Source organism: Micromonospora sp. NPDC048170 (genome assembly GCF_040652795.1).
GTDB lineage: Bacteria > Actinomycetota > Actinomycetes > Mycobacteriales > Micromonosporaceae > Micromonospora.
In genome coordinates this window covers 73032-98559 of the sequence record NZ_JBEZMR010000027.1, presented here as the reverse complement: position 1 = coordinate 98559, position 25528 = coordinate 73032, and the positions used below count along the sequence as shown (strand labels likewise).

Genomic DNA, 25528 nt, shown 5'->3' with positions numbered 1-25528 from the left:
CCGAACCCGGAAGCTAAGCCCTCCAGCGCCGATGGTACTGCACTCGGGAGGGTGTGGGAGAGTAGGACACCGCCGGACAATCTTCCAGTTCAGGGCCACCCCTTTCGGGGTGGCCCTGAACTGCTTTCCGGCCAACAGCCTGCGAATCATGGCCTCTGGCACCTCTGCCGAGGCCCCGGGGCCGGTCGGATCCGTCCGGGATCCTCCCAGCCACCTGGTGACGGCACACACAGACCGCACGTCCCACCATGCCCGAACGATCCGGTGGGACAAAATCGACCCATGACGCATGATCCAGTTTCGGTGGTCCGGGAGTTTCTGCAGGTCGTCCGCTCGGGAGCCGATCCCGGACAAGCCGACCGGCTGATGGCGCCCGCAGTGATCGCGCACCAGGTGCAGGCTGAGGACGCGGCGACGATCACGCGGACTCCGCAGGAGTACGCCGAGCATGTCGAGGAGATACTCACGTCCTACGGGCCGTTCCGTCTGGAGATCGACGAGTTGTTCGGCGCCGGCGACAAGGTGTACGCGCGTTGGACCCAGAACGGAGTGCACGTCGGGAACGTCGACGGACTGCCGCCTACAGGCCGGCCGGTCATTCAGGTGACCAGCTGTGTGTACCGGGTCGCCGACGGCAAGATCGCGGAGTACTGGATCCAGATCGACCGGTGGGGACTGCGCGCGCAACTCGTTGCCTGACGCCTGGCGGCCGCACACCACAGCGACACCGCCGTGCCGCCGGGCGCCAGCATCTGACGACTATGCCGGGCCCCGGGCTTTCGGAGACACGGGCGGGCCCCGGGGCTTTGGAGACACCGGCCGAGGCCGAGCGGTGACAGCACCGTCGGGCGGCCCGTGGCCGGAGGCGGAACAGCTCCGAAGGGCCGGGTGAGCCGCAGACCGTGCTCAGTGCGGGGAGCGACGGGAACCGGCGAGCCGCAGCGCGTTGCAGACGTCGGCGACGCCCTTGACGTCCCAGGCGATCTCGCCGGCCACCCGCCGGGTGTCCGGGCCGGCCACGATGCCCGCGAGGATGACGACGCGATTCTGCACGGTCACCACGATCTGCTGGCGACGGGTGGACCAGTCGCTGCTCAACCGCTGGGCGACCAGCGCCGCCAGCCGGCCGTCCTCGTCGTCCGGCACGGGTCCCGGCGGCTCGGGGCGGAACCCGCCCTCGTCCGGGTACGGCCAGGGGATGAGCATGGTGCTTCCTTTCGATGCTCTGCGGGCCCCGAATACGCCCGGGCCCGGCGTCGGGTCAGCGGGACAGGGCGTCGGTCACTGTCGGAAGGCCGCACGGATCCGGCCCGGCGGCGACGGACGTCAGCCCAACGGACTCCCCGGCCTCGCCCGGGGACAACCGCCGGACGGCCTCCTCCGGGCTCGCGAAGATCGGGAACAGACCGTCGAGCCGCATGGTGTGCAACACGGTGCGGATGAAGCGGGACGGAGCGGCCAGGCAGAGCACCGCGCCACGGTCCCGGGCGTCGCGGTGGGCCCGGACGAGCAGCCCGAGCCCGTCGGCGTCGATGAGGTGGACGCGGGTCAGGTCGACCACCACGTGTCCGCAGACGTCCACGGTCTGCCGCAGGGCGGCCCGCAGTTCGTCGGCCGTGTCGACGTCGGTATCTCCGGCGGTCGTGACGACCGCGACGTCGTCGAGGTGGTCGACGCCCAGCGCCCCGCCGGCGGTCCGACCGTCCTGACTGGCGGTGCCGCCCCCGACGCCGGGGTCGAAGAGGCTGCACCGGGGACAGCGGTGCGGGCCCGTGGCGAACGGCGAGCCGCTCCAGCCGTGCTCGGCGACCAGGGTCCAGACGACCTCGGCGTCGGGCAGGACACACGCGGTTCCCGTGGTCGTGTCCCCACAGGTGTCGCAGATCAACGTCATGAGGTGCTCGTCCGGTACGACGGTCATGGTGTCTTCCTCCACGGAAGGTCGGGCCGTGCCACGCGCCGGCCCACGACCGGCGGCGTCGGGGTGGGGTCCGGGTCCGGCCGCGTCCCCCGCGGCGCTACGGCAGAGCGCCGGGGACCGGCCGTGGCCACCACGAGGGCGACGCCGAGGACGGCCGAGCCGGCCGGCACGCCGATGCTCCACGGGCCGGACGTACCGATGTCGAGGCCGGCGATGCGGGCCAGGATGACGCCGAGCAGGGCGGTGACGACCCCCGCCACCAGGACCAGCCAGACCGGCACCTCCCGGCGGCACGGGGCGACCCGCCAGCCGAGCGCGGCGACGAGGAGGCCGACGGCGAGTGCGGTGACGAGACCGGCGACGGTCATCTGCTCCCTCCTCCGGGACCGGTCGGCTGCTCCGCTCCGTGCTTGGGCCGGTCGGCCGACGGCAGCCGCCCGCTGGTGTCGCCCACCACCCTCGGTGTCGCCCGTGGCGCGGGCCACGCGGTTGTATGACAGTTGCGTGACAAAATCGCCGAACGCCGGACACGGTTGGGTGGCCGCCGTCGCCTTGGGGATGATGCCGGTATGACGGACGTGCTGGTGATCGAGGACGACGACCGGATCCGTCTGGCGTTGCTGCTCGCGCTGGAGGACGAGGGCTACCGCGTCCGGGGCGCGGCCACCGCCGAGGAGGGGCTGCTGATGCAGCGTCGGGAGCCGGCCGACAACGTGCTGGTCGACCTGATGCTGCCGGGCCTGGACGGATTCGAGTGCATCCGGCGGATGCGCCGCGAGGACGACGTGCCGATCGTGGTGGTCAGCGCCCGCGACGACACCCACGACATCGTCGCGGCACTGGAGGCCGGGGCAGACGACTACCTGGTCAAGCCGGTAGCGATCAAGGAACTGTCGGCGCGGCTGCGTGCCCTGCGTCGTCGGGCCCGGGCGGCGACCGACCCCGTGCCGGTGCTCACGTTCGGGCAGTTGGAGATCAGCCCGGACGCCGGGGAGGTGCGCCTCGCGGGCCGGCCGGTGCCGGTCACCCGCACCGAGTTCCGGTTGCTGTGCGAGCTGGCCGAGCACGCCGGTCGGGTGCTGTCGCGCCACCAGTTGCTGCAACGGGTCTGGGGCTACGACACCGGCGACGAGCGGCTCGTCGACGTGCACGTGGGGCGGCTGCGGCAGAAGATCGAGGACGATCCGGGCAGCCCCCGGCACCTGGTCACCCTGCGCGGCCTCGGCTACAAGCTGACCCGGTGAGGCGGCTCGGACTGCGGGCCCGGGTGTCCGCCGGGTTCGCCGTCGGCGCGTTGCTGCTGTCCGCGTCCATGGCGCTGGTCTCGTACGAGCTGACCAGGCGGTCCCTGCTCGAGGAGCGGGAGCGTACCGCCGTGCGGGCGGCGTACTTCGACGCGGCGGTGGTGCGTACCGGCCTGGACACGGAGGCGCCCGACGTGGTGGAGGTGCTGCGCTCCCTCGACACCGGCGGCAACCGCCGCCCGCTGCTGCACCGCGGGGACGACTGGTACGCCCGCACGGCCGACGCCGGCCTCACCGCCGCCATCCCGGCCGACCTGCAACAGCTCGTCCACGCCGGGAAACCGGCCGTGCAGCGGGTCCGGGTCAACGGCCAGCCCACCCTGCTCGTCGGCCTGCCGCTGGCCCCGTCCGCCAGCTACTACGAGCTGACCTCGCTGCGCGAACTCGACCAGACCCTGCGGGTCCTGGCGCTCGCGCTGACCGCCGTGGCCATCGTGGTCGCCGGATCGGGTGCCGCCCTGGGCTGGTACGCCACCCGGCACAGCCTGCGGCCGCTGACGGCGGTGGCCGACGCCGCGCAGGAGATCGCGGCGGGCAACTTCTCGGCCCGGCTCGCGGCGACCACCGATCCGGACCTGACCCGGCTCTCCACGTCCTTCAACCACATGGTCGACCAGCTCTCCCAGCGCATCGAACGGGACCGCCGCTTCGCCGCCGACGTCAGCCACGAGCTGCGCTCGCCGTTGCAGACCCTGTCGGCGGCGGCCAGCGTCCTGGCCCGACGCCGGGAACACATCGACGACCGTACGGCCACCGCCGCCGGGCTGGTGGCCGACGAGATCACCCGGTTCCAGCAGTTGGTCAACGATCTCCTCCAACTCGCCCGTAGCGACCGGCCGATCGACCGCGCGCCGGTCGACGTGGCGGCCCTGGCCCGCCGCACCTGCCAGGCGCGCGGGCTGGCGGACACGCTCGTACGCACCGACCGGGATGCCGCTCCGACCTGGCTGGTCGACGAACGCCGAGTCGAGCAGATCCTGGCCAACCTGGTCGACAACGCGCTGCGCCACGGCGGCGGACCGGTGGCCGTGCGGCTGTCGCAGCGCAGCGGGACGGGCGTCGTCGAGGTCGACGACGCGGGGCCGGGCGTGCCTTCCGACGACCGGGAGATCATCTTCGACCGCTTCGTCCGTGGCCGCGCCGCGCACTCGCGTGCCGACGGCGACGGCACCGGCCTCGGACTGGCCATCGTCGCGGAACACGCCGCCGCGCACCGGGGGCGTGCCAGCGCGGGCGACCGCCCCGGCGGCGGCGCCCGCTTCCGGGTCGAGCTGCCCGGGGCGCTGCCGTGACCGGCCACGGGTCCGCGCGTCCGCCATTCGGTGCGAGCGACCGTGCGCCCGCGTGTACCCCGCCCGCGGCACGGCGATTGGGTAGTAGGTGGCGCGGTGTGGGCGGCGCGCTCGTCGTCCTCGGGCTGCTCGGCGGCTGCGGCGTCCCGACCGAGGACGCCCCGCGCGCCGTGGCGCCCCCACCCGGGCCGTTCCCCTCGCCCGGGGCGGTCGTCGGAACGCCGACCCCCACGCTGACGGCGGGACGGACGACGGAGGTGCTCTGCTTCGTGCGGGACGACCGGCTGGTTCGCGTCGAGCGCCGCGTGGACGGCACGCCCACCGTCGACGCCCAGCTCCAGCACCTGCTGGCCGGGCCGACCCCCGCCGAGCGCGACACCGGCCTCACGACGGCCCTGCCCGGGGCCGTGCCGGTGGCCGCCGCCCGGCCGCGGGGCACCGACGTCGACGTGGATCTCGGCGGGGCCGGCGACGAGACAGGGCGCAGCGACGAGGTCCTCGCCTTCGGGCAGATCGTCTGCACCCTGACCGCCCGATCCGACGTCGACACCGTGGCCTTCTTCCGGGGTGGGGCCCCGCTGGGGGTGCCGCGCGCCGACGGGTCGCTGTCCCGGCGGCCCCTCGCCGCCGACGACTACGCCGGCCTCGTGGAACCCCGCTGACGGTCCGCCATGGGTGGCCCGGCCAGGGCGTCGGCGGCCAGCCCCGGCCAGCGGGACGGTCTGGACGATCAGCCCGACCGTCGGGACCGTTCGAACTGTGGGCATCGTGCCGCCGTGTCATGATCGATGCCTTCCGACAGGAACTACGGGTCATGCCGCTGTTCGGTTCGCCCCGGATGCGGGTGAGGGGGAGTCGGTGACCGGTGAGGCGCGCGCCTTCTGGCTTCGTACGCCCGGCGAGGGCGAGATCCGGTCGGTGCCGCTGGCCGTCCCCGGTCCGGGCGAGGTGCTCGTCCGCAGCCGGTACTCCGGCGTCAGTCGGGGCACGGAGACGCTGGTCTTCGCCGGCCGCGTCCCCGCCGACCAGCACGCGGCGATGCGCGCCCCGTTCCAGGAGGGTGACTTCCCGGGGCCGGTGAAGTACGGCTACCTCAACGTGGGAGTGGTCGAGCAGGGCCCGGCCGAGCTGCGCGGCCGGACCGTGTTCTGCCTGCACCCGCACCAGAGCGCGTACGTCGTCCCGGCCGGTGCGGTGGTGCCCGTGCCGGACGCGGTGCCGCCCGCCCGCGCGGTGCTCGCCGGGACCGTGGAGACGGCGGTGAACGCGCTCTGGGACGCCGCGCCCCTGGTCGGCGACCGGGTGAGCGTGGTCGGCGGCGGCATGGTCGGCTGCTGCGTGGCGGCGCTGCTCGCCCGCTTCCCGGGCGTACGCGTGGAACTGGTCGACACCGACCCGGCCCGGGCGGAGGTCGCCGCCGCGCTCGGGGTCGGCTTCGCCCCGCCGCAGGGGGCGGCCGGCGGGCGGGACCTCGTGGTGCACGCCAGCGCCACCGCCGCAGGCCTGCAACGCTCGCTGGAGCTGCTCCGGCCGGAGGGCACGGTGGTCGAGCTGAGCTGGTACGGCGACCGCACCGTCGCGCTGGCGCTGGGTGGGGCGTTCCACTCCGGCCGGTTGACCGTCCGCGCCAGCCAGGTGGGCACCGTCGCGCCGGCCCGACGGGGCAGCCGCGACTTCGCCGACCGGATGCGGCTGGCCCTGGAGCTGCTGGCCGATCCCGCCTTCGACGCGCTGCTCACCGGCGAGTCCCGCTTCGCGGAGCTGCCCGACGTGCTGGCCCGGCTGACCGCCGGCAGCCTCCCCGCACTGTGCCACCTCATCACCTACGAGGGAGAGTGATTCGTGTTCAGCGTGACCGTGCGCGACCACATGATGATCGCCCACAGCTTCCGGGGCGAGGTGTTCGGCCCGGCGCAGCGCCTGCACGGGGCGACCTTCGTCGTGGATGCCACCTTCCGCCGTCCCGACCTCGACGGCGACGGTGTGGTGGTCGACATCGGGCTCGCCGCCGCGCAGCTCAGGACGGTGCTCGGGGAGCTGACCTACCGCAACCTCGACGACGACCCGGCCTTCACCGGGGTGAACACCACCACCGAGGTGCTGGCCCGGGCCGTCGCCGACCGCCTTGCCGAGCGGGTGCGCGCCGGCGACCTCGGCGCGGGCGCCCACGCCCTGGCCGGCATCACCGTCACGCTGCACGAGTCGCACGTCGCCTGGGCCAGCTACGAACGGTCCCTCTGAAGCCGTGATGGCCGGAGACCTGGCGAGTCCGACACCCGCCCACGGCGGCCCGGCGACGGCGTACGTCGTGCTGCCGAACGACATCGACGACCCGGCCACGCCGAGCGGCGGCAACGGCTACGACCGCCGGCTCTGCCGGGGCCTGTCGGCGGCCGGCTGGACGATCCGCGAGCACGTCGTGCCCGGCGACTGGCCCCGCCCCGACCGGGCGGCCCGCGCCGCGCTCGCCGGGGTCCTCGCGGCGCTGCCCGACGGGGCGCCGGTCCTGCTCGACGGGCTGGTCGCCTCGCCCGTGCCGGAGGTGCTGACCCCGCACGCCCGGCGGCTGCGCCTCGTCGTCGTCGTGCACCTGCCGCTGGAGCACGACGACGAGGGCGCCGCCCTGGCCGCCGCCGTCGCGGTGGTCGCCACCAGCGAGTGGACCCGGCGGCGGCTGCTCGACCGGTACGCGCTGCCGCCCGGCCGGGTGCACGTCGCCCGGCCGGGCGTGGACCCGGCCCCGCCCGCACCCGGGTCGCCGGCCGGTGGGAACCTGCTGTGCGTCGCCGCCGTCGTCCCGCACAAGGGGCACGACGTGCTGGTGGAGGCCCTGGCGGCAGTCGCCGGCCTGCCCTGGAGCTGCGTCTGCGTGGGACCGTTGACCCGGGACCGGGGCTTCGTCGCGGGGCTGCGTCGGCAGTTGACCGGGCACGGCCTCGCCGACCGGGTGCGCCTGGTGGGCCCGTGCACCGGGGCGGCCCTGGACGCCGAGTACGCCGCCGCCGACCTGCTGGTGCTGGCCTCCCGCCGGGAGACGTACGGCATGGTGGTCACCGAGGCCCTCGCGCGGGGCGTGCCGGTGCTGGCCACGGCGGCCGGCGGGCTGCCCGAAGCCCTGGGCCGCGCCCCGGACGGCACGGCACCCGGGCTGCTCGTGCCGCCCGACGACCCGGCGGCGCTGGCCGGCGCGCTGCGGCGCTGGCTCGCCGAGCCCGACCTGCGCCGGTTCCTGCGGCGGGCGGCACGCGGGCGGCGGCGCACGCTCGACGACTGGACGGTCGCGGCGACCGTCGCGGGCGCGGTGCTGGCCGGGGCGGTGGCGGCGTGACCGGACACCCCTGCCGCCGCACCCTCGACCTCCCCTTCGTCCCGTGACCGAGCGCCCGTACGTGCTGCTCAGCTGTGCGACGTCGATCGACGGCTACCTCGACGACGCCAGCGGGCAGCGGCTGCTGCTGTCCAACGAGGCCGACCTGGACCGGGTCGACGAGGTCCGGGCGGGCTGCGACGCGATCCTGGTGGGCGCGGGCACGATCCGGCGGGACGACCCGCGCCTGGTGGTCCGCTCCGCGCGGCGTCGCGCCGAACGCGTCGCCCGGGGCCGGCCCGCCTCGCCGGCCAAGGTGACGGTGACCGGCTGCGGCGACCTGGATCCGACAGCCCGCTTCTTCACCACGGGCGACGCCGACCGGATCGTCTACTGTGCGACGTCGGCGGCGGCCAGGACCGGCGAGCGGCTGGCCGGCCGGGCCACCGTGGTGGACGCGGGCGAGCCCGTGGACCCGGCGTGGGCGCTGGCGGACCTCGCCGGCCGCGGGGTGGAGCGGCTGATGGTGGAGGGCGGGGCGAGCGTGCTCGGACAGTTCCTCACCGCCGGCCTCGCCGACGAGCTGCACCTGGTGGTGGCCCCGTTCTTCGTCGGTGACCGGCGGGCGCCCCGGTTCGTCGGCGACGGGACCTTTCCCTGGCACCCCGGCCGCCGGGCCCGGGTGGCGGAGAGCCGCCAGATCGGCGACGTCGTGCTGGTCCGCTACGCGCTGTCGGAGCGCTGCGACGCGGGCTGAGCGCGCGAGGCTCCCCGGGTGGTCGCCCGCCCGGGGAACGTCCCGCCCGAGTCAGGACCGGCGGGCCTCGAACGTCTCCCGGTCGAGGAAGAGCAGCCGGGCCCGCTTGCCGTCGAGGTCGATCAGCGGCCCGGCCACGAAGCCGGTGCGCAGGAGCCGGTTCACCGCCTTCTCGTTGCGGGCGTCCGGCTCCATCACGACGCGCCGGTGTCGCGGGTCGGCGAAGACGAAGGCGAGGAACACGCCCAACAGGGTGCCCGTGAAGCCCCGTTCGGCCACGTCGGGCGGGCCGATCAGCAGGTGGGCGCCGTGGTCGCCGGGTTGGACCTGGTAGCACTCGCCGACCGGGTCGGCGGACGGCTCGTACGTCTGGAACAGCGCGACCGGCGTGCCGTCGCGGTGCGTCAGCCAGGCGTGGTGGGTGGGCAGCGAGTCGAGGTAGCGGTAGATTTCCTCGACCCGCTCCCGGCCGGCGTCGCGCATGCCCCAGAACTGGGCGCGTTCCTGGCTGACCCAGGCGTGGATCAGGTCGATGTCGGTGTCGGGGTCGACGGGGCGGATCGTCACGTGGCCGAAGCCGTCGACGTCCTGTCGGTAGGTGCTGGCGAGATCACGCATCGCATGCCACGGTACTTGTGATGCCGGTCGATGCGCGAGTGGGTCGGCCTCCGGCGCGCGGCCGGCCGGCCGGCGGCGCCCGCGCCCGTCACCCGCCGGCGACGGCGACCGTCGGGGCGCTCGCGGTGGCCCGGCGGCGGGCGGCGGGAACCACCAGGGGAGTGCCGGTCTCCGGATCGTCGATCACGCGGCAGGGCAGCCCGAAGACCTTCTCGACCAACTCGGCGGTGACCACCTCCCGGGGCGGTCCGGCGGCGACCACCCGCCCCTCGCGCATCGCGATCAGGTGCGACGCGTAGCGGGCGGCGTGGTTGAGGTCGTGCAGCACCGCCACCAGCGTGCGGCCCTGCTCCTCGTGCAGCCGGGCGCAGAGGTCGAGGATCTCGATCTGGTGGGCGATGTCCAGGTAGGTGGTCGGCTCGTCGAGCAGCAGCAGGGGCGTCTGCTGGGCCAGGGCCATCGCGATCCACACCCGCTGCCGCTGCCCGCCGGAGAGCTCGTCGACGGGCCGGTCGGCCAGGTCGGCGACCCCGGTGGCGGCCATCGACTCGGTGACCACCCGCTCGTCCTCGCGCGACCACTGCCGCAGCAGCCCCTGGTGCGGGTACCGGCCGCGGGCGACGAGTTCGGCGACGCCGATGCCGTCCGGCGCGACGGACGACTGCGGCAGCAGGCCGAGGGTGCGCGCCACGCCCCGGGCCGGCAGCCGGTGGATGTCCTCCCCGTCGAGCAGCACCGCCCCGGCGGCCGGCTTCAGCAGCCGGGACAGGGCCCGCAGCAGGGTCGACTTGCCGCAGGCGTTGGGGCCGATGATGACCGTGAAGGAACGGTCGGGCACGGCGACGCTCAGGTCCTCCGCGATGGTCCGCCGCTCGTAGGCGAGGGTCATCGCGGTGCCACTCAGCCGGGACTGCATGCTCGGTGCTCCGTTCTCGTCGTGGGCGGCCCGCAGGCCGGGCCCGGTCACAGCCGGCCGGCCCGGCGCTCGGTGGCCAGCAGCCAGACCAGGTAGGCGCCGCCGAGCACGCCCGTCACCACGCCGACCGGCAGTTGGTGTCCGGGGAACGCCCGCAGCGCGAGCTGGTCGGCGGCGACGAGGAGCAGTGCCCCGACGGCCGCCGAGGGCAGCAGGTTCGGCCCCGGTGCCCGGGTCAGCCGCCGCGCCAGGTGCGGGGCGGTGAGGGCCACGAAGTTCACCGGCCCGGCGGCGGCCGCCGCGAGGGAGACCAGCAGGACCGCCGCCGCCAGCACGACCAGCCGCAGCCGCTCCACGCGTACGCCGAGGGCGGCGGCGGTGTCGTCGCCCATCTCGACCAGCCGCATCGCCGGCCCGTACCCGGCCAGCATGAGGGGCACCAGCACCGCCAGCGCGAGCAGCACCGGCAGGGCGTTCGACCAGCCGCGCCCGTCGAGGCTGCCGGTGAGCCAGAGCACGGCGCGGGCGGCGTCCATCAGCGGGGCCCGGGTGAGCAACCACCCGTTGACCCCGGTGAGGATCGCCATGGTGCCGATGCCGACCAGGATCAGCCGGTACCCGTGCACGCCACGCCGCCAGGACAGCGCGTAGACCAGCGCGCCGGTGACGAGCCCGCCGAGGACCGCGGACGAGGCCAGCGCCAGGCTGCTGCCGCCGACCACCACCACGACGAGCGCCCCGGTCGCCGCGCCCTGGGTGAAGCCGAGCATGTCGGGGCTGCCCAGCGGGTTGCGGACCAGCGACTGGAACACCGCGCCGGCCAGCGCCAGCGCGGCGCCGACGCAGAGCGCGGTGACCACCCGGGGCAGCCGCAGCTCGGTGACGATGAACTCCTCGGCCGGGGTGCCCCGGCCGGTGAGGGCGCGCAGCACGTCGGCGGGGCTCATCGGGTAGTCGCCGCTGCCGATGGCGAGCACGCTCAGCGCCAGGGCCAGCAGCGCGCAGGTGACGCCGACGGCGATGGCGCGGGGGCGCAGCCGCAGGGACAGGCCGCCGGGGGTACGTAGGGTGATCACGGGTGGGCCACCCGCCCGCGCAGCACCAGCCAGAGGAAGAGCGGCCCGCCCGCGACGGCGGTCACGAGCCCGACCTGGAGCTCGCCCGGCCGGCTCAGCACCCGCCCCAGCACGTCGGCGCCGAGCAGCAGCACCGGTGCCAGCACCGCGCAGTACGGCAGCAGCCAGCGCAGGTCGGGCCCGGTGAGCGCGCGCACCAGGTGCGGCACGAGCAGCCCGACGAAGACGATCGGCCCGCAGGCGGCCGTGGCGGCGCCGCAGAGCAGCGTGATCGCCAGGATCACCGCGCCCCGGACCAGGGCCGGGCGGGCGCCGAGCGCGCGTGCCGCGTCGTCGCCGAGCGCCAGGGCGTTGAGTGGGCGCGCGACGGCCAGGGCGACCAGCAGGCCCGCCGCCATGAACGGCGCGACCGTGCGTACGGTCGACGGTTCGGCGCTGGCCAGCGAGCCGACCGTCCAGAACCGCAGCCGTTCCAGCGACGCCGTGTCCATCAGCATCACCGCGCTGACGTACGAGTAGAGGGTGGCGTTGAGCGCGGCGCCGGCCAGCGCCAGCCGGGCGGGGGTGGCCCCACGCCCGCCGCCGACGGCGTACACGGCGGCGGTCACGATCGCCGCGCCGAGCAGCGCGAACCACACCTGCCCGCCGACGCCGCCGATGCCGAACAGGAGCGCACCGCTGGCCACCGCCGCCGAGGCTCCGGCGTTGATGCCGAGCAGGCCGGGATCGGCGAGCGGGTTGCGGGTGAGCGCCTGCATCACCGCGCCGGCGACGCCGAGCGCCGCCCCGGCGAGCAGGCCGAGCAGCGTACGCGGCAGCCGCATCCGGTGCACGACGGCGTACTCCGCGGCGTCGCGGTCCAGCAGGCCCTGCCACACGTCGGTGAGGGGGAGCTGTTTGGCGCCCACGGCGATGCTGAGCACCGCGACGGCCGCGAGCAGCAGCACCGACGCCGCGAGACCGGCGGCCCGCAGCGCGGCCCGGCTCCGCCGGCGCACGGCGGGCGGCGCCGGCGGAGCGCCGACGCGGCTGGAGAGGGTGGCGGACAGTGTGGGCTCCGATGTGGTGCGCGATTCCGAACGGGACTTGACAGCCGTTTAGGTTAGGTTAACCTAACCCCGCTGTCCATGGTCATTCGCCCGACCCTGATCGAAAGACACCGCCATGCCGCATTCCGCGTCCGCCCGCCGCCTCTCCCGCCGGGGCCTGCTCGCCGCCGGTGGCGCCGCCACCCTGGCCGCCCTGCTCGCCGGCTGCGGCGGGGACGAGGACTCCGCCGCCCCCACCGCCAAGAGCTCCGACGGGCCGTGGTCGTTCACCGACGACCGTAACGAGAAGGTGAGCGTCGCGACCCGCCCGACCCGGGTGGTCGCGTTCACGGGGGTCGCCGCCGCGCTTGTCGACTTCGGGATCGACAAGCAGATCGTCGGCGTGTTCGGCGAGACGAAGCGCGCCGACGGCAGCAAGGACCCGCAGGCCGGCGACCTCGACGTGGAGTCCGTGGAGATCCTCGGCAACGTGTGGGGCGAGTTCAACCTGGAGAAGTACGCCGGCCTGCGACCCCAGCTGCTCGTCACCCACATGTACGACCCGGGCGCCCTCTGGTACGTGCCCGACGAGAGCAAGGGCAAGATCCTCCCGCTCGCCCCCAGCGTCACGATCACCACCGCCCGGGTGCCGATGACCAAGCCGATCGAGCGGTACGCACAGCTCGCCGAGTCCCTCGGCGCCGACCTGTCCGCGAAGAAGGTCGCCGACGCCAAGGCCCGCTTCGAGGCCGCCGCCGAGTCGGTCCGGCAGGCGGTCAAGGCGAACCCGGGCATCAAGGTGATGGCCGCCTCCGGCAGCCCCGACCTGTTCTACGTCTCCAACCCGAAGGTCAGCACCGACCTGATGTACTTCGCCGAGCTGGGCGTCGACATCGTCGTGCCCACCAAGCTCGAGGCCGGCGACTACTTCGAGGCGCTGAGCTGGGAGAACGCGGGCAAGTTCCCGGCCGACCTGATCCTGCTGGACAACCGGAACACGGCGTTGCAGCCGAAGGACATGGCCAGCAAGCCCACCTGGCAGCAGCTCCCGGCGGTCAAGGCCAACCAGATCACCGGGTGGGACGCGGTGCCCCGCTTCTCGTACGCCGGCGCCGCGCCGCTGCTGGAGAACCTGGCCGCCGCCATCAAGGGTGCGAAGAAGGTCACCGCATGACCACCGCAGTCGCCGTCCAGTACCGCCTCTTCGCCGCGCAGGTCGTGGGGGCCCGCCGGGTGGGGGCCTCCCTGATCCGGGTCACGTTCGGCGGGCCGGAGTTGGTCGACTTTGCCGGCGGCGGCCGGGACCAGAGCGTCTCGCTCTTCCTGCCGCACCCCGGCCAGCCCGAGCCGGTGCTTCCCGTCGAGGCGGGGGAGGACTGGTTCGGCGCCTACCGGGCCATGGACCCCGACGTGCGCGCGGTGATGCGTTCGTACACCATCCGGGAGCAGCGTCCCGAGCTGGCCGAGGTGGACATCGACTTCGTCAGCCACGGCGACACCGGCCCCGCTTCCCGCTGGGCCCGGCACGCCCTGCCGGGCGACCGGGTGGTGCTGCTCGGCCCGGCCGTGCACGACAACCGCAGCGTCTGCTTCCGCCCGCCCGCCGGGACCGACTCGGTCCTGCTGGTGGCCGACGAGAGCGGGCTGCCCGCCGCCGCCGGCATCCTGGCCTGGCTGCCGGCCGACATCCCGGTCCATGCCTGGATCGAGGTTCCCGACGCGGCGGACATCCAGGAACTGCCCACTGCGGCGCGGGCCGAGGTGCGCTGGATCGTGCGGGGCGGCACCACCCCCGGCAGCACCCTGCTGGCCGACGCGGTGCGGGCCGCCCGGCTGCCGGCCGGCACCCCGTACGCCTGGATCGCCGGCGAGTCCTCGATGGTGCGGTCGGTGCGTCGGCATCTCGTCGGCGAGCGCGGCCTGGACCGCCGCCACGTCACCTTCTCCGGCTACTGGCGCCGGGGAGCCTCCGAGGAGGACCTGCGCGCCGAGGCCACCGCCAAGGCCACCGTCTGACGGTGACCGCCGCGGGCCGGCCGCCCCGCCCCGACGGGGCCGCCGGCACGCGGCGGACGCGGACCGGCAGCCGCGCCGGTCAGAACTCCCGGTACATGACGTGCAGGCCCACCCGGCCGAGGGCGGGATGCCGGAACGCGCCGGGCACGGTGCCCACCACGGCGAACCCCTCCCGCCCGTACAGCTGGACGGCGCCGGCGTTGCTCGCGACGACCGCGTTGAACTGCATCCCGGCGTATCCCCGCTCGCAGGCCCAGTCGACCGCGTGCCGGCACAGCGCGGTGCCCACGCCGCGCCCGCGCGCCGTGCGGGCCACCATGAAGCTCGCGGTGGCGACGTGCGAGCCCGGCCCGGGGCGGTTGGTGCCCATCTTCGCGGTGCCCAGCACCACGTCGCCGCCGACCGCGACCACCGTCCGGCCGGGCGCGACCTCCACCCACATGTCGTACGCCTCGTCGGCGGTCAGCCCCGGATCGTAGGGGAAGGTCTCCTGGCCCCGGACCACCTCGCTGACGATCGGCCACACCTGGGCCCAGTCGGGCTCGTGGAACTCGCGGATCAGCATCCGGCGGATGCTATGGACGGCACGGCGTGGCGGCAAAGCGTTTACGGGCGGGGAGGGCGCGGCCGTTGAGTGTCGTATGGGCTTCCTCCAGGTCAGCACGGACCTCAACGTCGTCGAGGAGTTCGTGTTGCAGCCTGACGCTGGGAGCCGCATGCCCGGCCGACACCGGGTCGGACCGGACACACGGTCAACACGCCTTCGTCACCAGGCCCATACGGTCGGCTCACCAAGCCGCTGGCTGAAGTCGGCGCCGAGGTTCGGTGTGGCCCCGGTCCGCAGGAGCCGGCGGTCCGTGTCGAAAACCTGCACCTCGACTACCTGGCGAGGATCGATGCGCACCGCGCCCGCCCCGGCGTCGAACCGGCCGCTGGCGATCTTTCGTCCCTTCCGGTCGAGTAGCTCGACGTGGACCGCCGACTCCGGCCCAAAGACCAGCACGCCGCCGGTCTCTCCCGGCACCTGGACGACGACCAGATCAGGACGCCCAGTGGCGGTCCAGTAGTCGGTCGGTGACCCCGACTCCGGTTGCGATGGCGGCCCAGCCTCGGTCTTGAGCAACGCGGCACAACCAGCGTCGGCCGAGCAGGAATTCACCAACACGGCCGCTGGCGCGCCGGAAACCCAGTCGGGCAACCGTCCGCCCCAGATCACCTGGGGCGTCGAGCCGATGAGTCCGTGACCATCGAGCTCCCTGCGCAGGTCGCGCACCGCGGTGGCGGCAAGCCTGGCGTTCACCGAGCCGCGCGCACCGGCGGTGGAAACCGGCGAGGCCGCCTCCGTCGGGCTGACCACACCCAGTCCACCACCTGCCGGTCCGGCATACCGCACCAGGCCGTGGCAGGTGAACCGCCACCGTTCGGTCGCGCGGCCCGCCCCCCGGACCACGAAGCCATCGGTGCTCACCACCTGCCAGCTCCGGCTAACCGATCCGTCCGGCTGAATCCGGCCGTCGGCGGAGGCCTCGACGAGACACCCGGCCGGTGCGAGCCCGACCGTGAGATCGGCGACGTGTCGGCCGTTCACCGGCGAGTATCGACCGTAGAAGACGTGCGGTTCCAGGGGCTGCGGCTCGTCTGGGGTGCCGGTCTTCCTCAGCAGCTCCGGCACGGATGCCCCTGCCTGCCCGCTTCCGTGGCGCAGCACGGCGTGTGAGTCGTCCAGGAAGGCCACTACCACGGTCCGCGCGCCCGGCGCGTCGTGCGCGAGCAGCACCTTCACCTCGTCGAGCGTCGGGTCGACCAGCAGTTCGGCGCGGGCCGTCCGGTACTGCCGCCCGATGTCCGCGATCAGCGCCTTGTCGCCGGCCAGGTTGCCCCGGGTTGGCGAGTCCAGCAACTGCCGCACCATCGGCTTGTCGATCCGGCTTGCCGGCTGGTACGTCCCGACTGCGGGCGGCGGCGACGATGCCACGCCGGTGACCGTCAGCCGGCCCGCCGCACCGAATACCGGCAGCGCCATCGCCACCGCCACCAGGCCGGCCACGCACGTCACTGCCATCCGCCGCTGCCGGCGCCGACCGACGCGGACCAGCAACCGCTGGTACGGGTCGGGGCGAGGCACCACCGGCTCGGCGAGCCGGGCCAACGCTTGCCTAATCTCATCGGCCATCGTTCACACCCTTCCGTCTCGTCGGACCGACGCCGCGTCCAACGGCGCCTGATTGTCGAGTGGCCGCGCCTGCTCATCCGATGTAGATGACCCGGCCGGCGAGGCCGGCAGCACCGCGCGTAGCCGGGCGATCCCACGGGACGCCTGGCTCTTCACCGTGCCGATCGAGCATCCAAGCGTCTGGGCGATCTGCGACTCGGGGAGGTCCTCCCAGTAGCGCAGCACCAGCACAGCCCGCATACGGGGCGGCAGGCTGTGCAACGCGGTGAGTACCTCGTCGCGTACCACGACTTCGTCCGCCACGTCTGAACTCCGGCCCCGCTCGGCGTGCAGCCGCCAGGCACCGGTCCCCCCGGCCAGGAACTCCCGGGAACCGAACCGGTGCCACAGGCTGACCCGCTCGTTGACCATGATTCGGCGGACGTAAGCCACCGGGTCATTCACCTGCCGCCAACGGCGCATCACCCGCATCAGCGCGCTCTGCACAAGATCTTCGGCAGCGTGCCGCGAACCGGTCAGCAGGTACGCAGTCCGCATCAGATCCGTGTACCGGATCTCGACGAACTCGCGGAAGCCGTCATCCGTCACCTGCACCCTCCAGTCCTAGCCAGGCGTCACCAACGAGAGGAAGACCCTGGGCCGGCGGGAAAGGTTGACCGACGTTCGCAACTCCTCCGAAACCGTGGGACCCTCACGTCTGGATTTGGCCGTCGATACGCGTCACCGACACCTCCATGTCACCCGCCGCTTCGTTATCCACAGGTTCGCAAGACCGCTGATGAAGATCCGCGACCTATTCACAACGCCAGAAGGTGCGGTGCGGTTTGCCGGACCTCGCAGGCGAGGGCCAATCCGGAAAATGTCCACCATGTCAGGGAAGAGGACCAGGCGGTGCACCAGCGGTCTCGTAATGACCGATCAGGGAGGTCGAGCCGTGGCTCACTGGTCTGAGACAGCACGCGTCGCCGAGGAGCGGGGCGACTGGGACCGAGCAATCGCGGTGGTCGAGGCTGTTGCGGAGTGCTACAGCTCCGACCATGAGCGCCATGATGCACACCTTTGGTACATGGATCTGCTTGCTCGCACCGGGCGTCATCTCGAGCTGGCGGCTCTCGGCCAACATGATGCGCACGCGCGCTGGCGGCTGAACCGGCTGCTCTACGAGGGAGGCCGGTTGGAGGATCTGCGACAGCGAGCGCGATCCGGAGATGGTGGAGCGCTGTACCTCCTCGGACGCCTGCTCCGAGATCGGAATGGTCCGGGTGCCGAGTAGGTGGGTGACGACCAGGGCGGCCGACGCCGGACACCCACGGACGATGGTGGACTGTTCCGGCAGCTCACCTCGGCTACTCGCCGCACTCATCGACGCCTGATCCTTCCTTCGGTACGAAGAGGTCGTCGGTTCGAATCCGGCCACCCCGACCAGGCTGCGCAGCGTCAGCGGGTGATGGCGAGTTCGGCCAGCTCGGTCTCGGCTGCGGTGAGCTGGTTGGTGAGTGAGGCGATCTGCTCGCGAAGCCGCTCGGCGGTGATGCCGGCGGCGGTCTCGCGTTCAGTGAGCAGGTTCAGCAGCGGCGGCTGGGGCAAGAACTTCCCATCGATCCCGTGCTTTGTAGGTCCGATGGCGACGGCCGTACGATCTGGGGAGTGGACGATTCGGATGGCGCAGATCATCGAACTCCGGCATCCGTGACCGACTGGGCGCGGCTGTTCGTCAGCCATTACCAATACGCGGTGCACACCGTGCCGGGCGTGCCCGGCGTGGAGATCTACACCCTCGGCGACGACTTGCTGCACGTCGGCGGGCCGAGTCAGTTCACCGGCTTCTGCGGCATACGCACCGGCCGGATTGAGGCACGCGTGCGCGTCTTGCCCGGGCCTCCGGTGGAGACCGACGTCGGCTGGCACGCGATCAGTGAGGCGACCCTCTGGAGCCCCAGCGGCCGGCTGTCGGTCGTCGGCCTGATGGGCGGCACCGCGGAGGCCCTCACCGACGTCGCCGTTCCGCGTGGGCTGATCCGGGTGCGGGTGCACGCGCGCGACCGACTGCACGAGACGGTACGCACCGACGACGACCCGCCGGAGCGGCACGAGCTGCACATCTGGGCGGTGTCCGAGGAAACGCCATGGCGCACCGTGCTGGCCGACCCGGCAGGCCGCGACTGGGAGCAGAAACCGGCGAAGGCCGCCGAAAGGGCGATGCTGTCACTGGTACCGCGCCCGTCCGCCCGCCCGGCCATCCTGCCGCCGCCACCTGACCCGTACGAGGACGACGCCGGCCTGTCCCGGGTGACGGTGGTCCGCTACCGGCCCGAGCCGGTCGAGGTCGCGGTGGGAGTGCTGCCCGCCGGTGACCTGGAGGTCCGGCTGGAGCGGGTCGACGGCGAGACTCTCACGTGGTTGTGGGCGACCGCCGCCGAGCCGATCTTTCCGCATCCGCTGGCCACGCTGCCGGACGACGAGCCGAGTACCGTACGGCTGACATCCGGGCCCGACGGCTTCACGCTGCGGCACGAGGCAGTACTGGGCCGGCACGCCGTCGCCCTCGGCCTGATCTGGGACCATCTGCTCGACACCGCCAGGTCGTATCCGTGGATGGAGACATTGCGTGGGCAAGCCGCCGAGGCGACCGCGCTGGCCGAGAAGACCCGCCGCGGGCAGGCCGAGGGCGACGCCGAATAGTGGGGAAGGCGCTCCGCCGTCTGATCGTGTCCGCGAGTTCCTCAGCCAGGCGCGGTCCCTGGCCCGGATCGACCGCCCGTTGCTCGACCGCATCGACGCGTTGCGCGCCGCCGCCTTCAACCGGCTCATGTCCGATCCCGAGGTACCGCGCACCACCGTTCCGCTGAACCTGGATCCAAAGGCGTTCGGCCATCCAGGCTGCTCTGGCGGCGGCCACCCACGGGGACAGGCACGACCACCACCGGAGGTTCGGGCCGACAACGGCGGGCCTGGCCCGGGTCGCCGTATTGGTCGAACTGGGTGACACCCGCGACGCTGTTGCCTGGTACCAGAAGACCACCCGGCGGGACGGTTGGCGATGGCTGCCCACCGAACACAGCGCCGCCCACCTGGTCGACGCCGCCCGGGCCTACTCCCACGCCGACGACGCGATCAACGCCGGTCGGTCCTCATCGGGGCGGAACGCACCGCACCGGCCGAGATCCGCCACCGACCCATCGCCCGACACGTGCTCGCCCAGGTAGCCCACGACCCGCACGCCCCGGCGACGATTACGCAACTCGCCATCACCCTTGGGCTGGGCTGAATGTGACCGCCCCGTTGCTGTCCCTGGCATAGATCCGAACCGACTCATCCTCACTGCCCGCACGGTCCTCCGTCAGCACCGACCCGGGTCGGACGGCCACTGCCGAGTGTGCCGGGTGCCGGATTGCCCGGCGGCGACCGCCGCCCGCAACGTCCTCCGCACCGCGGAGGAAGTACAGCGGCGAGGTACCGCAACCGTGCCAGCCGAACCGAACCGAGACGAGCATCAGCAGGCCAGATGACCTCGGATAACACCCACCCGACCGGCTTGCCGGCAGTTCACACCTACTGGCACTGGTTCCGGCAGGGTGCGCCTCGTCGGCGGTCGGCGGCTCAGCCGGGGCGTACCTGGGTCGGCCGTTCGGGTCGGGCGGCGCCGTCGAGCGTCGTGGCGAGCGGGGCGGCGGGCCGGGCCGGCACGACGGGCGCGTCCCGGCCGGTGCCCCGGTGGCCGTCCCCGTCGTGGCTCGACTCCTCGTGGTAGTCCTGTTCCACGTTGACCGACCACACGTCGTGACTGGTGCCGCAGGCGATGTTCTCGGCGGTGAGCATCGCCGTCAGCATCGAGTGGTCCTGGTTGTTGTAGCGGTGCATGCCGTTGCGGCCCACCGGGTGCACGTTGGGCACCTCGCGCGCCAGCCAGCCCCGGATCACGTCCACGTTACGCCGGTAGCGTTCGTCGTAGACCGGGTACGCCTTCGGCATCCGCACCACGTGTCCGGCCTCGACCACCCCCGGCCGGACCAGACCGAGCCGTTCCAGCTCGGCCGTCGCCGCGGCGATCAGCTCGGCGTCCGGCGTACGCCAGGTCTCGTCGTCCTCGAACACGAAGTACTCCAGGCCGAGGCAGGTGCGGCCGTCCTTCACCAGGTACGGCGACCAGGAGCCGAAGTTCTGGATCCGGCCGACCTTCACCGCCGGGTCGTGCACGTAGATCCAGTTGTCCGGGAACGAGAACTCCTCCGGCACCACCAGCGCGACGGTCAGGAAGTCCCGGTACCGCAGGTCGGCCGCGGCGGCCAGCACCTCCGGCGGGGCCGCCGGGCGCAGCGCGGCGACCAGCTCGGAGATCGGCATCGAGGAGACGACGTGCGCCGCCGGCTCGGTGTGCTGCCCGCCGCCCCCGTTGACGGTGACGGCAACGGCCCTGCGGCGCTCCGGGTCCCGGTGCACGGCGGTCACCCAGGTGCCGGTGTCCACCCGGCCACCGCGGCGGCGCACCTCCTCGGCGCAGCGTTCCCACATCATGCCCGGGCCGAGCTTCGGGTACTGGAACTCCTCGATCAGGCTGGTCACGTCCGTGCGGTTGCGCCTGGGCAGCACCGCGTTGCGGACCGCCTTGGCCAGCGACAGGTTCTTGATCCGCTGCGCGGCCCAGTCGGCCTGCAACCGGTCGGCGGGCATCCCCCAGACCTTCTCCGTGTACGTCTTGAAGAACATCGAGTACAGCCGCCAGCCGAACCGGGCCGAGACCCAGCCCTCGAAGTGCGACTGGTCCTTCGGCGGGCGCAGCCGGGCGCGCGCGTACGAACCCATGCACAGCACGGCCTCCCGCAGGCCGAGGTTGCGCAGGGCGTTCGTCGCGCTCAACGGGTAGTCGAACAGGGCTCCCCGGTAGTAGATCCGGCTCATCCGGGGCCGCAACAGGAAGTCCTCGTCGGGCAGGATCTCGTGCCAGAACTCCTCGACCCGGGCCACCTTCGTGAAGAACCGGTGCCCGCCGATGTCGAAGCGCCACCCGCCCCGCTCGACGGTGCGGCTGATCCCGCCCACCACCTCGTCGGCCTCGAACACCCGGACCGGGTTGTCCCGCCGGAGCAGCTCGTACGCCGCGGTGAGGCCCGCCGGCCCGGCGCCGATGACCACCGTGCCGCGATCTTCGCCCATGCTGTCGCCCCCTGGCTGCTTCCACCGTCCGGAGGCGCCCGCTTACCCGGCATCGACCCGAACTCACCCGCAGGCCCGTCCGCGCCCGGGACGCCCCCGACGAGCCGGACCGCCCGCCGCACTCCCGGCGCCCGGTTGCGCCGTGCGGGGGCGTGCCGCGACGTGTCAACGGACCCGGAACGGGGATGTGGCACCGTCCGGGCGGCGGGATTCGGGAGACGCGGGTGATGGACACAGGGCGCGCCGCCGCGGAACGGTGGTGGCGTGCCGTGCCCATCCGGCTGGCCGGGCGCGGCCACGACCTGCGGCGCGCGGCGTCGCGGGCCGCCGGCCGGGTGCCGACGCCGTGGCTGTTCGTCCTCGCGGTCTTCTTCGGTACGAAGATCGTGCTCAGCGCCGTCGGAGTGCTCGCGCTGAGCGCCTTCGACGACGTGCCGTGGGCGCCGCCGCCGGACGAGACGATGATGCGCGAGCAGCAGCGGGCGGTCTCGGGGCATCGCGCGGTCTCGTTGTGGTTCGCCTGGGATTCCTTCCTCTACGACCACCTGGCCCGGCTCCCGCTCGACGAGCCGTGGACCGATTTCGGCTTTCCCCTGCTCTATCCGTTCCTGGCCCGTCCGCTGGCCCCGTTGCTGGGCGGGGACACCGCGCTGGCGCTGCTGCTCGTCGCCAACGTCGCGTTCCTGCTGATGCTCTACTACGCCCACCGGCTCGGTGAGCGGCTGCTCGGCGACGACACCTCCGCCCGCCGGTTCGTCCGCTATCTGGTGCTGCTGCCGGCCGGGTTCCTCTTCCAGGCGGCGCTGACCGAGTCGCTGTTCCTCTGCCTCGCGCTCGCCGCCTTCCACTACGCCGAGCGGCGGCGCTGGCTGCTCGTCGGTGTCGTCGGCTTCTTCCTGGCGATGAGCCGTTCGGTCGGGTTCTTCGTCGTGCTCCCGCTGGCCCTGGTGCTGCTGCGGCAGCACGACTACCGGCTGGGTCCGCGTGCGTGGTGGGCGTACGTGCGCGTCGGCTGGCCGCTGGCGCTGGTGCCCGCCGGCTGGCTGACCTTCATGGCGTTCTGCCGGTGGCAGGGCGGCGACTGGTTCGCCTACAAGCACGCCCAGGAGAAGGGCTGGGGCATCAGCGTGCAGAACCCGCTGGCGGTGCTGTGGCACGGACTGACCGGCGCCCCACCCCGCGACGCCCTACGGGTGTGGATCGCCGTGGTGGTGCTGGTGGTCCTGGTCGCGGGCGCCCGCCGGCTCGGGCTGCCCTATCTCGTGTACGGGCTGACCATGGTCCTGGTGCCGCTGTCGATGGGCCCGCCGGTGTACAAGAGCCTGCTGCGCTACCTGCTCGCGGTCTTTCCGGTCGGCCTCGTGCTGGCCCGCTGGGCCCGCGCCGCGGGCACCGACGCCTGGCTGACCGCCGCCCTGGCCCTGCTCCAGGGCGCGATCTTCGTCACCTGGCTCGCCTACTGGACCCACTTCGTCATCTGACCCGCGTGGTGGGCGCCGGGGCCGGCCCGGTGCTGTCGCGGCGTACCACCTCGGCGGGCAGGATCTCGACGCGGGGCACCGCCGCACCCGGGTCGAGCGCCAGCGACATCGCGCGGGCACCCATGTCGACCAGGGGAAGCCGGACGGTGGTCAGGGCCGGGGTGACGTCCCGCGCGATCGGCATGTCGTCGAAGCCGATCACCGACACCTGCCGGGGCACCGCCACCGACCGGGAGCGCAGCAGCGCCAGCGCGCCGATCGCCATCGAGTCGTTGAGCGCGACGATGGCGGTCAGCTCGGGGTCGGCGTCGAGCAGGGCGGCGGTGGCGGCGACGCCGCTGTCGCGGTCGAACTCGGCGTGCCGGACGCGGTGCGCGGGCAGGCTCAGCCCGTGCGCGGCGAGGGACTCCCGGAGCCCGGTGAGGCGGTCGGTGGTGGTCGTGAGCACCGCCGGCCCGGCCACCACCCCGATCGCCCGGTGGCCGAGCTCGTACAGCTCCGCGCCGATCAGCCTTCCGCCGGCGCGGTTGTCCGGCATCACGGCGTCGCCGGAGTGCTCGTGCCGGCCGATGACGGCGACCCGGCCGCCGGTGGCCTCGTACGCGGCGAGCTTCTCGTTGAGCAGGCTGGTGAAGGTGGCGTCGTGGTAGCCCGAGCCGGCCAGGATGATCGCGGCGACCTGCTGGCCGCGGAGCAGCTCGACGTACTCCAGCTCGCGGTCCGGGTCGCGGTAGCTGTTGCAGATCGTCAGCAGCCGGCCCTGGTCGGTGGCGACCCGTTGCAGGCCCCGGGTGATCTCGGCGAAGTACGGGTCGGAGACGTCGTGCACGATGACGCCCACCGCCACGCGGTGCGAGCGGGCCAGCAGTTGGGCGTGCGCGTTGGGGACGTACTGCAGGTCGGCGACGGCGCGCAGCACACGCTCGCGGAGTTCCTCGGTGACGGGCTTGCTGCTGCCGTTGATCACCCGGGAGGCGGTCGCGGGCGAGACCCCCGCCCGCCGGGCCACGTCGGACAGGGTCGCCACTGCCGCCCCCTCGGTCGCTTCTCGACGGCCGCGCCCGGGTGCCGGCCACCCGCCACCGTACCGTAGTGAAAGCCCTTGTCCGGTCCCGCGCGCGACCTGCCGGCACGGCGCGTGGCGCGCGGTGCGGGCGGCCTCTTGCCGGAGGGGAGAGCGTTCCCTACGCTCCTCAGGAAAGCGCTTGCCTGATCTTTGCCGCCGGGGGACCTCCAGGTTGCGGCACAGGCATGGAACAGGTCGCCGCCGTCCCGGTCGGCGGTGCCCGCGGAGGGAAGGCACACCATGACCCGCAGGTCGATAGGCATCATCGTCAACGGCGTGACCGGCCGGATGGGTTACCGGCAGCATCTGGTGCGCTCCCTGCTCGCCATCCGCGAGCAGGGCGGCGTGCCCCTGGCCGACGGCACGTCGATCTGGCCCGAGCCCGTCCTGGTCGGGCGCAGCGAGACCAGGCTCCGCGAGATCGCCGAGCGGCACGGCCTGAGCGACTGGACCACCGACCTGAGCGCCGCGCTGGCCCGCGACGACGTCGAGGTCTACTTCGACTCCCAGGTCACCCAGCAGCGGGAGAAGGCGATCCGCCGGGCGCTGGATGCCGGCAAGCACGTCTACACCGAGAAGCCGCTGGCGGAGGAGACCGAGGCCGCCCTCGACCTGGCCCGGGTGGCGCGCGCCGCCGGCGTGCGTACCGGGGTGGTGCAGGACAAGCTCTTCCTGCCCGGGCTGCGCAAGCTCAAGCGGCTCGTCGACGGTGGCTTCTTCGGCCGGATCCTGTCGGTGCGCGGGGAGTTCGGCTACTGGGTCTTCGAGGGCGACTGGCAGCCGGCCCAGCGTCCGTCCTGGAACTACCGGAGCGAGGACGGCGGCGGCATCGTCGTGGACATGTTCCCGCACTGGCAGTACGTGCTGGCGGAGCTCTTCGGCCGGGTGCGTACGGTCTCCTGCGTCACCGCCACGCACGTGCCGCAGCGCGTCGACGAGGCGGGCGGCACCTACCCGGCGACCGCCGACGACGCCGCGTACGGCATCTTCGAGCTCGACGGCGGCGTGGTCGCGCAGCTCAACTCCTCGTGGTGCGTCCGGGTGCACCGCGACGAACTGGTCGAGTTCCAGGTCGACGGCACCGAGGGCAGCGCCGTGGCCGGGCTGCGCAGCTGCCGCGTGCAGCACCGCGCGGTCACCCCGAAGCCGGTGTGGAACCCCGACCTGCCGGTCACCGAGCCCTTCCGGTCACAGTGGACGGAAGTGCCGGACAACGAGGAGTTCGACAACGGCTTCAAGGTGCAGTGGGAGGCGTTCCTGCGGCACGTCGTCGCCGACGAGCCGTTCCCGTGGGACTTCCTGGCCGGCGCACGCGGCGTGCAGCTCGCCGAGCTGGGCCTGCGCTCGGCGCGGGAGGGCGCCCGGCTGGACATCCCGGAGCTGGAGCTGTGAGCGCAAGGAGTGAGCCGGGTCTGCGAG

At 73.3% G+C, this 25528-nt stretch carries 27 protein-coding genes; 13 read left to right on the top strand and 14 right to left on the bottom strand.

Annotation, left to right across the window (positions count from 1 at the left end; translation table 11 throughout):
• Positions 1–282 precede the first annotated feature (282 nt).
• The gene (locus tag AB0D32_RS26185) at positions 283–699 is read left to right on the top strand and encodes an ester cyclase (protein WP_357095555.1); all 417 of its coding nucleotides are present in this window, start codon (positions 283–285) and stop codon (positions 697–699) included.
• 207 nt (positions 700–906) lie between these two features.
• Here AB0D32_RS26185 and AB0D32_RS26180 read toward each other — a convergent pair whose 3' ends face one another.
• From AB0D32_RS26180 to AB0D32_RS26170, 3 genes are read right to left on the bottom strand one after another with little or no spacing between them, the layout of a single operon-like run.
• Positions 907–1206 carry a BON domain-containing protein gene (locus tag AB0D32_RS26180; protein ID WP_357095552.1) on the bottom strand — a complete coding sequence of 100 codons (300 nt, stop codon included), beginning with the start codon at positions 1204–1206 and terminating at the stop codon, positions 907–909.
• 55 nt (positions 1207–1261) lie between these two features.
• On the bottom strand, positions 1262–1921 hold the full coding sequence (locus AB0D32_RS26175; protein ID WP_357095549.1) for an STAS domain-containing protein: 660 nt from the start codon (positions 1919–1921) through the stop codon (positions 1262–1264).
• Entirely contained in the window at positions 1918–2289 is a 372-nt protein-coding gene (locus AB0D32_RS26170) for a GlsB/YeaQ/YmgE family stress response membrane protein (RefSeq protein WP_357095545.1), read from the bottom strand. Before AB0D32_RS26170 ends, AB0D32_RS26175 begins: the two co-directional genes overlap by 4 nt.
• 201 nt (positions 2290–2490) lie before the next feature.
• Between AB0D32_RS26170 and AB0D32_RS26165 the strand changes: the two genes are divergently transcribed.
• From AB0D32_RS26165 to AB0D32_RS26135, 7 genes are all read left to right on the top strand, one after another.
• Positions 2491–3165, top strand: coding sequence for a response regulator transcription factor (locus tag AB0D32_RS26165; RefSeq protein WP_357095542.1), 675 nt, complete (start codon positions 2491–2493; stop codon positions 3163–3165).
• Positions 3162–4517 carry a HAMP domain-containing sensor histidine kinase gene (locus AB0D32_RS26160; protein WP_357095540.1) on the top strand — a complete coding sequence of 452 codons (1356 nt, stop codon included), beginning with the start codon at positions 3162–3164 and terminating at the stop codon, positions 4515–4517. Before AB0D32_RS26165 ends, AB0D32_RS26160 begins: the two co-directional genes overlap by 4 nt.
• A gap of 98 nt (positions 4518–4615) precedes the next feature.
• A complete protein-coding gene (locus AB0D32_RS26155; protein ID WP_357095538.1) occupies positions 4616–5179 on the top strand; it encodes a GerMN domain-containing protein in 564 nt (187 codons plus the stop codon).
• Between the two features lie 196 nt (positions 5180–5375).
• A complete protein-coding gene (locus tag AB0D32_RS26150; RefSeq protein WP_357095535.1) occupies positions 5376–6356 on the top strand; it encodes a dehydrogenase in 981 nt (326 codons plus the stop codon).
• 3 nt (positions 6357–6359) lie between these two features.
• Positions 6360–6758 carry a 6-carboxytetrahydropterin synthase gene (locus AB0D32_RS26145; RefSeq protein WP_357095532.1) on the top strand — a complete coding sequence of 133 codons (399 nt, stop codon included), beginning with the start codon at positions 6360–6362 and terminating at the stop codon, positions 6756–6758.
• A 7-nt stretch (positions 6759–6765) separates the two neighbouring features.
• Positions 6766–7845, top strand: coding sequence for a glycosyltransferase family 4 protein (locus AB0D32_RS26140; protein ID WP_357095529.1), 1080 nt, complete (start codon positions 6766–6768; stop codon positions 7843–7845).
• A gap of 43 nt (positions 7846–7888) precedes the next feature.
• Positions 7889–8581: a dihydrofolate reductase family protein gene (locus AB0D32_RS26135; RefSeq protein ID WP_357095526.1), complete on the top strand. Its 693-nt coding sequence runs from the start codon at positions 7889–7891 to the stop codon at positions 8579–8581.
• A gap of 51 nt (positions 8582–8632) precedes the next feature.
• On the opposite strand, the gene AB0D32_RS26130 is transcribed toward AB0D32_RS26135, so the two are convergent.
• From AB0D32_RS26130 to AB0D32_RS26115, 4 genes are all read right to left on the bottom strand, one after another.
• On the bottom strand, positions 8633–9199 hold the full coding sequence (locus tag AB0D32_RS26130; RefSeq protein WP_357095523.1) for a GNAT family N-acetyltransferase: 567 nt from the start codon (positions 9197–9199) through the stop codon (positions 8633–8635).
• A gap of 88 nt (positions 9200–9287) precedes the next feature.
• Positions 9288–10115, bottom strand: a complete 828-nt coding sequence (locus AB0D32_RS26125) for an ABC transporter ATP-binding protein (RefSeq protein ID WP_357095520.1) — start codon at positions 10113–10115, stop codon at positions 9288–9290.
• Positions 10116–10162: 47 nt separating this feature from the next.
• Positions 10163–11191: an iron chelate uptake ABC transporter family permease subunit gene (locus AB0D32_RS26120; protein ID WP_357095517.1), complete on the bottom strand. Its 1029-nt coding sequence runs from the start codon at positions 11189–11191 to the stop codon at positions 10163–10165.
• A complete protein-coding gene (locus tag AB0D32_RS26115) occupies positions 11188–12240 on the bottom strand; it encodes an iron chelate uptake ABC transporter family permease subunit (protein ID WP_357095580.1) in 1053 nt (350 codons plus the stop codon). Before AB0D32_RS26115 ends, AB0D32_RS26120 begins: the two co-directional genes overlap by 4 nt.
• Positions 12241–12355: 115 nt before the next feature.
• Between AB0D32_RS26115 and AB0D32_RS26110 the strand changes: the two genes are divergently transcribed.
• Together AB0D32_RS26110 and AB0D32_RS26105 are read left to right on the top strand one after the other, a co-directional pair.
• Complete coding sequence (locus AB0D32_RS26110; protein ID WP_357095512.1) at positions 12356–13393, top strand: ABC transporter substrate-binding protein; 1038 nt, start codon at positions 12356–12358, stop codon at positions 13391–13393.
• A complete protein-coding gene (locus AB0D32_RS26105) occupies positions 13390–14235 on the top strand; it encodes a siderophore-interacting protein (protein WP_357095510.1) in 846 nt (281 codons plus the stop codon). The genes AB0D32_RS26110 and AB0D32_RS26105 overlap by 4 nt, the downstream gene beginning before the upstream one ends.
• A gap of 79 nt (positions 14236–14314) precedes the next feature.
• On the opposite strand, the gene AB0D32_RS26100 is transcribed toward AB0D32_RS26105, so the two are convergent.
• From AB0D32_RS26100 to AB0D32_RS26080, 5 genes are all read right to left on the bottom strand, one after another.
• Positions 14315–14800: a GNAT family N-acetyltransferase gene (locus tag AB0D32_RS26100; protein WP_357095507.1), complete on the bottom strand. Its 486-nt coding sequence runs from the start codon at positions 14798–14800 to the stop codon at positions 14315–14317.
• Positions 14801–15001: 201 nt separating this feature from the next.
• Positions 15002–16408, bottom strand: coding sequence for a hypothetical protein (locus AB0D32_RS26095; RefSeq protein WP_357095505.1), 1407 nt, complete (start codon positions 16406–16408; stop codon positions 15002–15004).
• A 3-nt stretch (positions 16409–16411) separates the two neighbouring features.
• The gene (locus AB0D32_RS26090) at positions 16412–16996 is read right to left on the bottom strand and encodes a SigE family RNA polymerase sigma factor (protein ID WP_357095502.1); all 585 of its coding nucleotides are present in this window, start codon (positions 16994–16996) and stop codon (positions 16412–16414) included.
• Between the two features lie 283 nt (positions 16997–17279).
• Positions 17280–17825 (bottom strand): hypothetical protein, encoded by a 546-nt coding sequence (locus AB0D32_RS26085; RefSeq protein ID WP_357095499.1) that lies wholly within the window; start codon positions 17823–17825, stop codon positions 17280–17282.
• Positions 17826–17845: 20 nt separating this feature from the next.
• Positions 17846–17995 carry a hypothetical protein gene (locus AB0D32_RS26080; RefSeq protein ID WP_357095497.1) on the bottom strand — a complete coding sequence of 50 codons (150 nt, stop codon included), beginning with the start codon at positions 17993–17995 and terminating at the stop codon, positions 17846–17848.
• Positions 17996–18097: 102 nt separating this feature from the next.
• On the opposite strand from AB0D32_RS26080, the gene AB0D32_RS26075 reads away from it, so the two are divergent.
• Complete coding sequence (locus AB0D32_RS26075; protein ID WP_357095494.1) at positions 18098–19090, top strand: hypothetical protein; 993 nt, start codon at positions 18098–18100, stop codon at positions 19088–19090.
• 918 nt (positions 19091–20008) lie between these two features.
• Here the strand turns inward: AB0D32_RS26075 and AB0D32_RS26070 are convergent.
• Entirely contained in the window at positions 20009–21562 is a 1554-nt protein-coding gene (locus AB0D32_RS26070; RefSeq protein ID WP_357095492.1) for an NAD(P)/FAD-dependent oxidoreductase, read from the bottom strand.
• Between the two features lie 227 nt (positions 21563–21789).
• Here AB0D32_RS26070 and AB0D32_RS26065 point away from each other — a divergent pair, with 227 nt between their 5' ends.
• Entirely contained in the window at positions 21790–23043 is a 1254-nt protein-coding gene (locus AB0D32_RS26065; RefSeq protein ID WP_357095577.1) for a hypothetical protein, read from the top strand.
• Here AB0D32_RS26065 and AB0D32_RS26060 read toward each other — a convergent pair.
• A complete protein-coding gene (locus tag AB0D32_RS26060) occupies positions 23036–24070 on the bottom strand; it encodes a LacI family DNA-binding transcriptional regulator (RefSeq protein WP_357095489.1) in 1035 nt (344 codons plus the stop codon). The two genes, AB0D32_RS26065 and AB0D32_RS26060, sit on opposite strands and share 8 nt — an antisense overlap.
• 279 nt (positions 24071–24349) lie before the next feature.
• Here AB0D32_RS26060 and AB0D32_RS26055 point away from each other — a divergent pair, with 279 nt between their 5' ends.
• Complete coding sequence (locus AB0D32_RS26055; protein ID WP_357095486.1) at positions 24350–25501, top strand: Gfo/Idh/MocA family oxidoreductase; 1152 nt, start codon at positions 24350–24352, stop codon at positions 25499–25501.
• Positions 25502–25528 lie beyond the last annotated feature (27 nt).

What these genes read in the sequence shown, in the direction of transcription:
- AB0D32_RS26165 (WP_357095542.1), top strand. Translation starts at nt 2,491, where the DNA reads ATGACGGACGTGCTGGTGATCGAGGACGACGACCGGATCCGTCTGGCG.
- AB0D32_RS26175 (WP_357095549.1), bottom strand. Translation starts at nt 1,921, where the DNA reads ATGACCGTCGTACCGGACGAGCACCTCATGACGTTGATCTGCGACACC.
- AB0D32_RS26140 (WP_357095529.1), top strand. Translation starts at nt 6,766, where the DNA reads ATGGCCGGAGACCTGGCGAGTCCGACACCCGCCCACGGCGGCCCGGCG.
- AB0D32_RS26065 (WP_357095577.1), top strand. Translation starts at nt 21,790, where the DNA reads ATGGACACAGGGCGCGCCGCCGCGGAACGGTGGTGGCGTGCCGTGCCC.
- AB0D32_RS26105 (WP_357095510.1), top strand. Translation starts at nt 13,390, where the DNA reads ATGACCACCGCAGTCGCCGTCCAGTACCGCCTCTTCGCCGCGCAGGTC.
- AB0D32_RS26100 (WP_357095507.1), bottom strand. Translation starts at nt 14,800, where the DNA reads ATGCTGATCCGCGAGTTCCACGAGCCCGACTGGGCCCAGGTGTGGCCG.
- AB0D32_RS26070 (WP_357095492.1), bottom strand. Translation starts at nt 21,562, where the DNA reads ATGGGCGAAGATCGCGGCACGGTGGTCATCGGCGCCGGGCCGGCGGGC.
- AB0D32_RS26095 (WP_357095505.1), bottom strand. Translation starts at nt 16,408, where the DNA reads ATGGCCGATGAGATTAGGCAAGCGTTGGCCCGGCTCGCCGAGCCGGTG.
- AB0D32_RS26130 (WP_357095523.1), bottom strand. Translation starts at nt 9,199, where the DNA reads ATGCGTGATCTCGCCAGCACCTACCGACAGGACGTCGACGGCTTCGGC.
- AB0D32_RS26055 (WP_357095486.1), top strand. Translation starts at nt 24,350, where the DNA reads ATGACCCGCAGGTCGATAGGCATCATCGTCAACGGCGTGACCGGCCGG.
- AB0D32_RS26180 (WP_357095552.1), bottom strand. Translation starts at nt 1,206, where the DNA reads ATGCTCATCCCCTGGCCGTACCCGGACGAGGGCGGGTTCCGCCCCGAG.
- AB0D32_RS26110 (WP_357095512.1), top strand. Translation starts at nt 12,356, where the DNA reads ATGCCGCATTCCGCGTCCGCCCGCCGCCTCTCCCGCCGGGGCCTGCTC.
- AB0D32_RS26170 (WP_357095545.1), bottom strand. Translation starts at nt 2,289, where the DNA reads ATGACCGTCGCCGGTCTCGTCACCGCACTCGCCGTCGGCCTCCTCGTC.
- AB0D32_RS26185 (WP_357095555.1), top strand. Translation starts at nt 283, where the DNA reads ATGACGCATGATCCAGTTTCGGTGGTCCGGGAGTTTCTGCAGGTCGTC.
- AB0D32_RS26125 (WP_357095520.1), bottom strand. Translation starts at nt 10,115, where the DNA reads ATGCAGTCCCGGCTGAGTGGCACCGCGATGACCCTCGCCTACGAGCGG.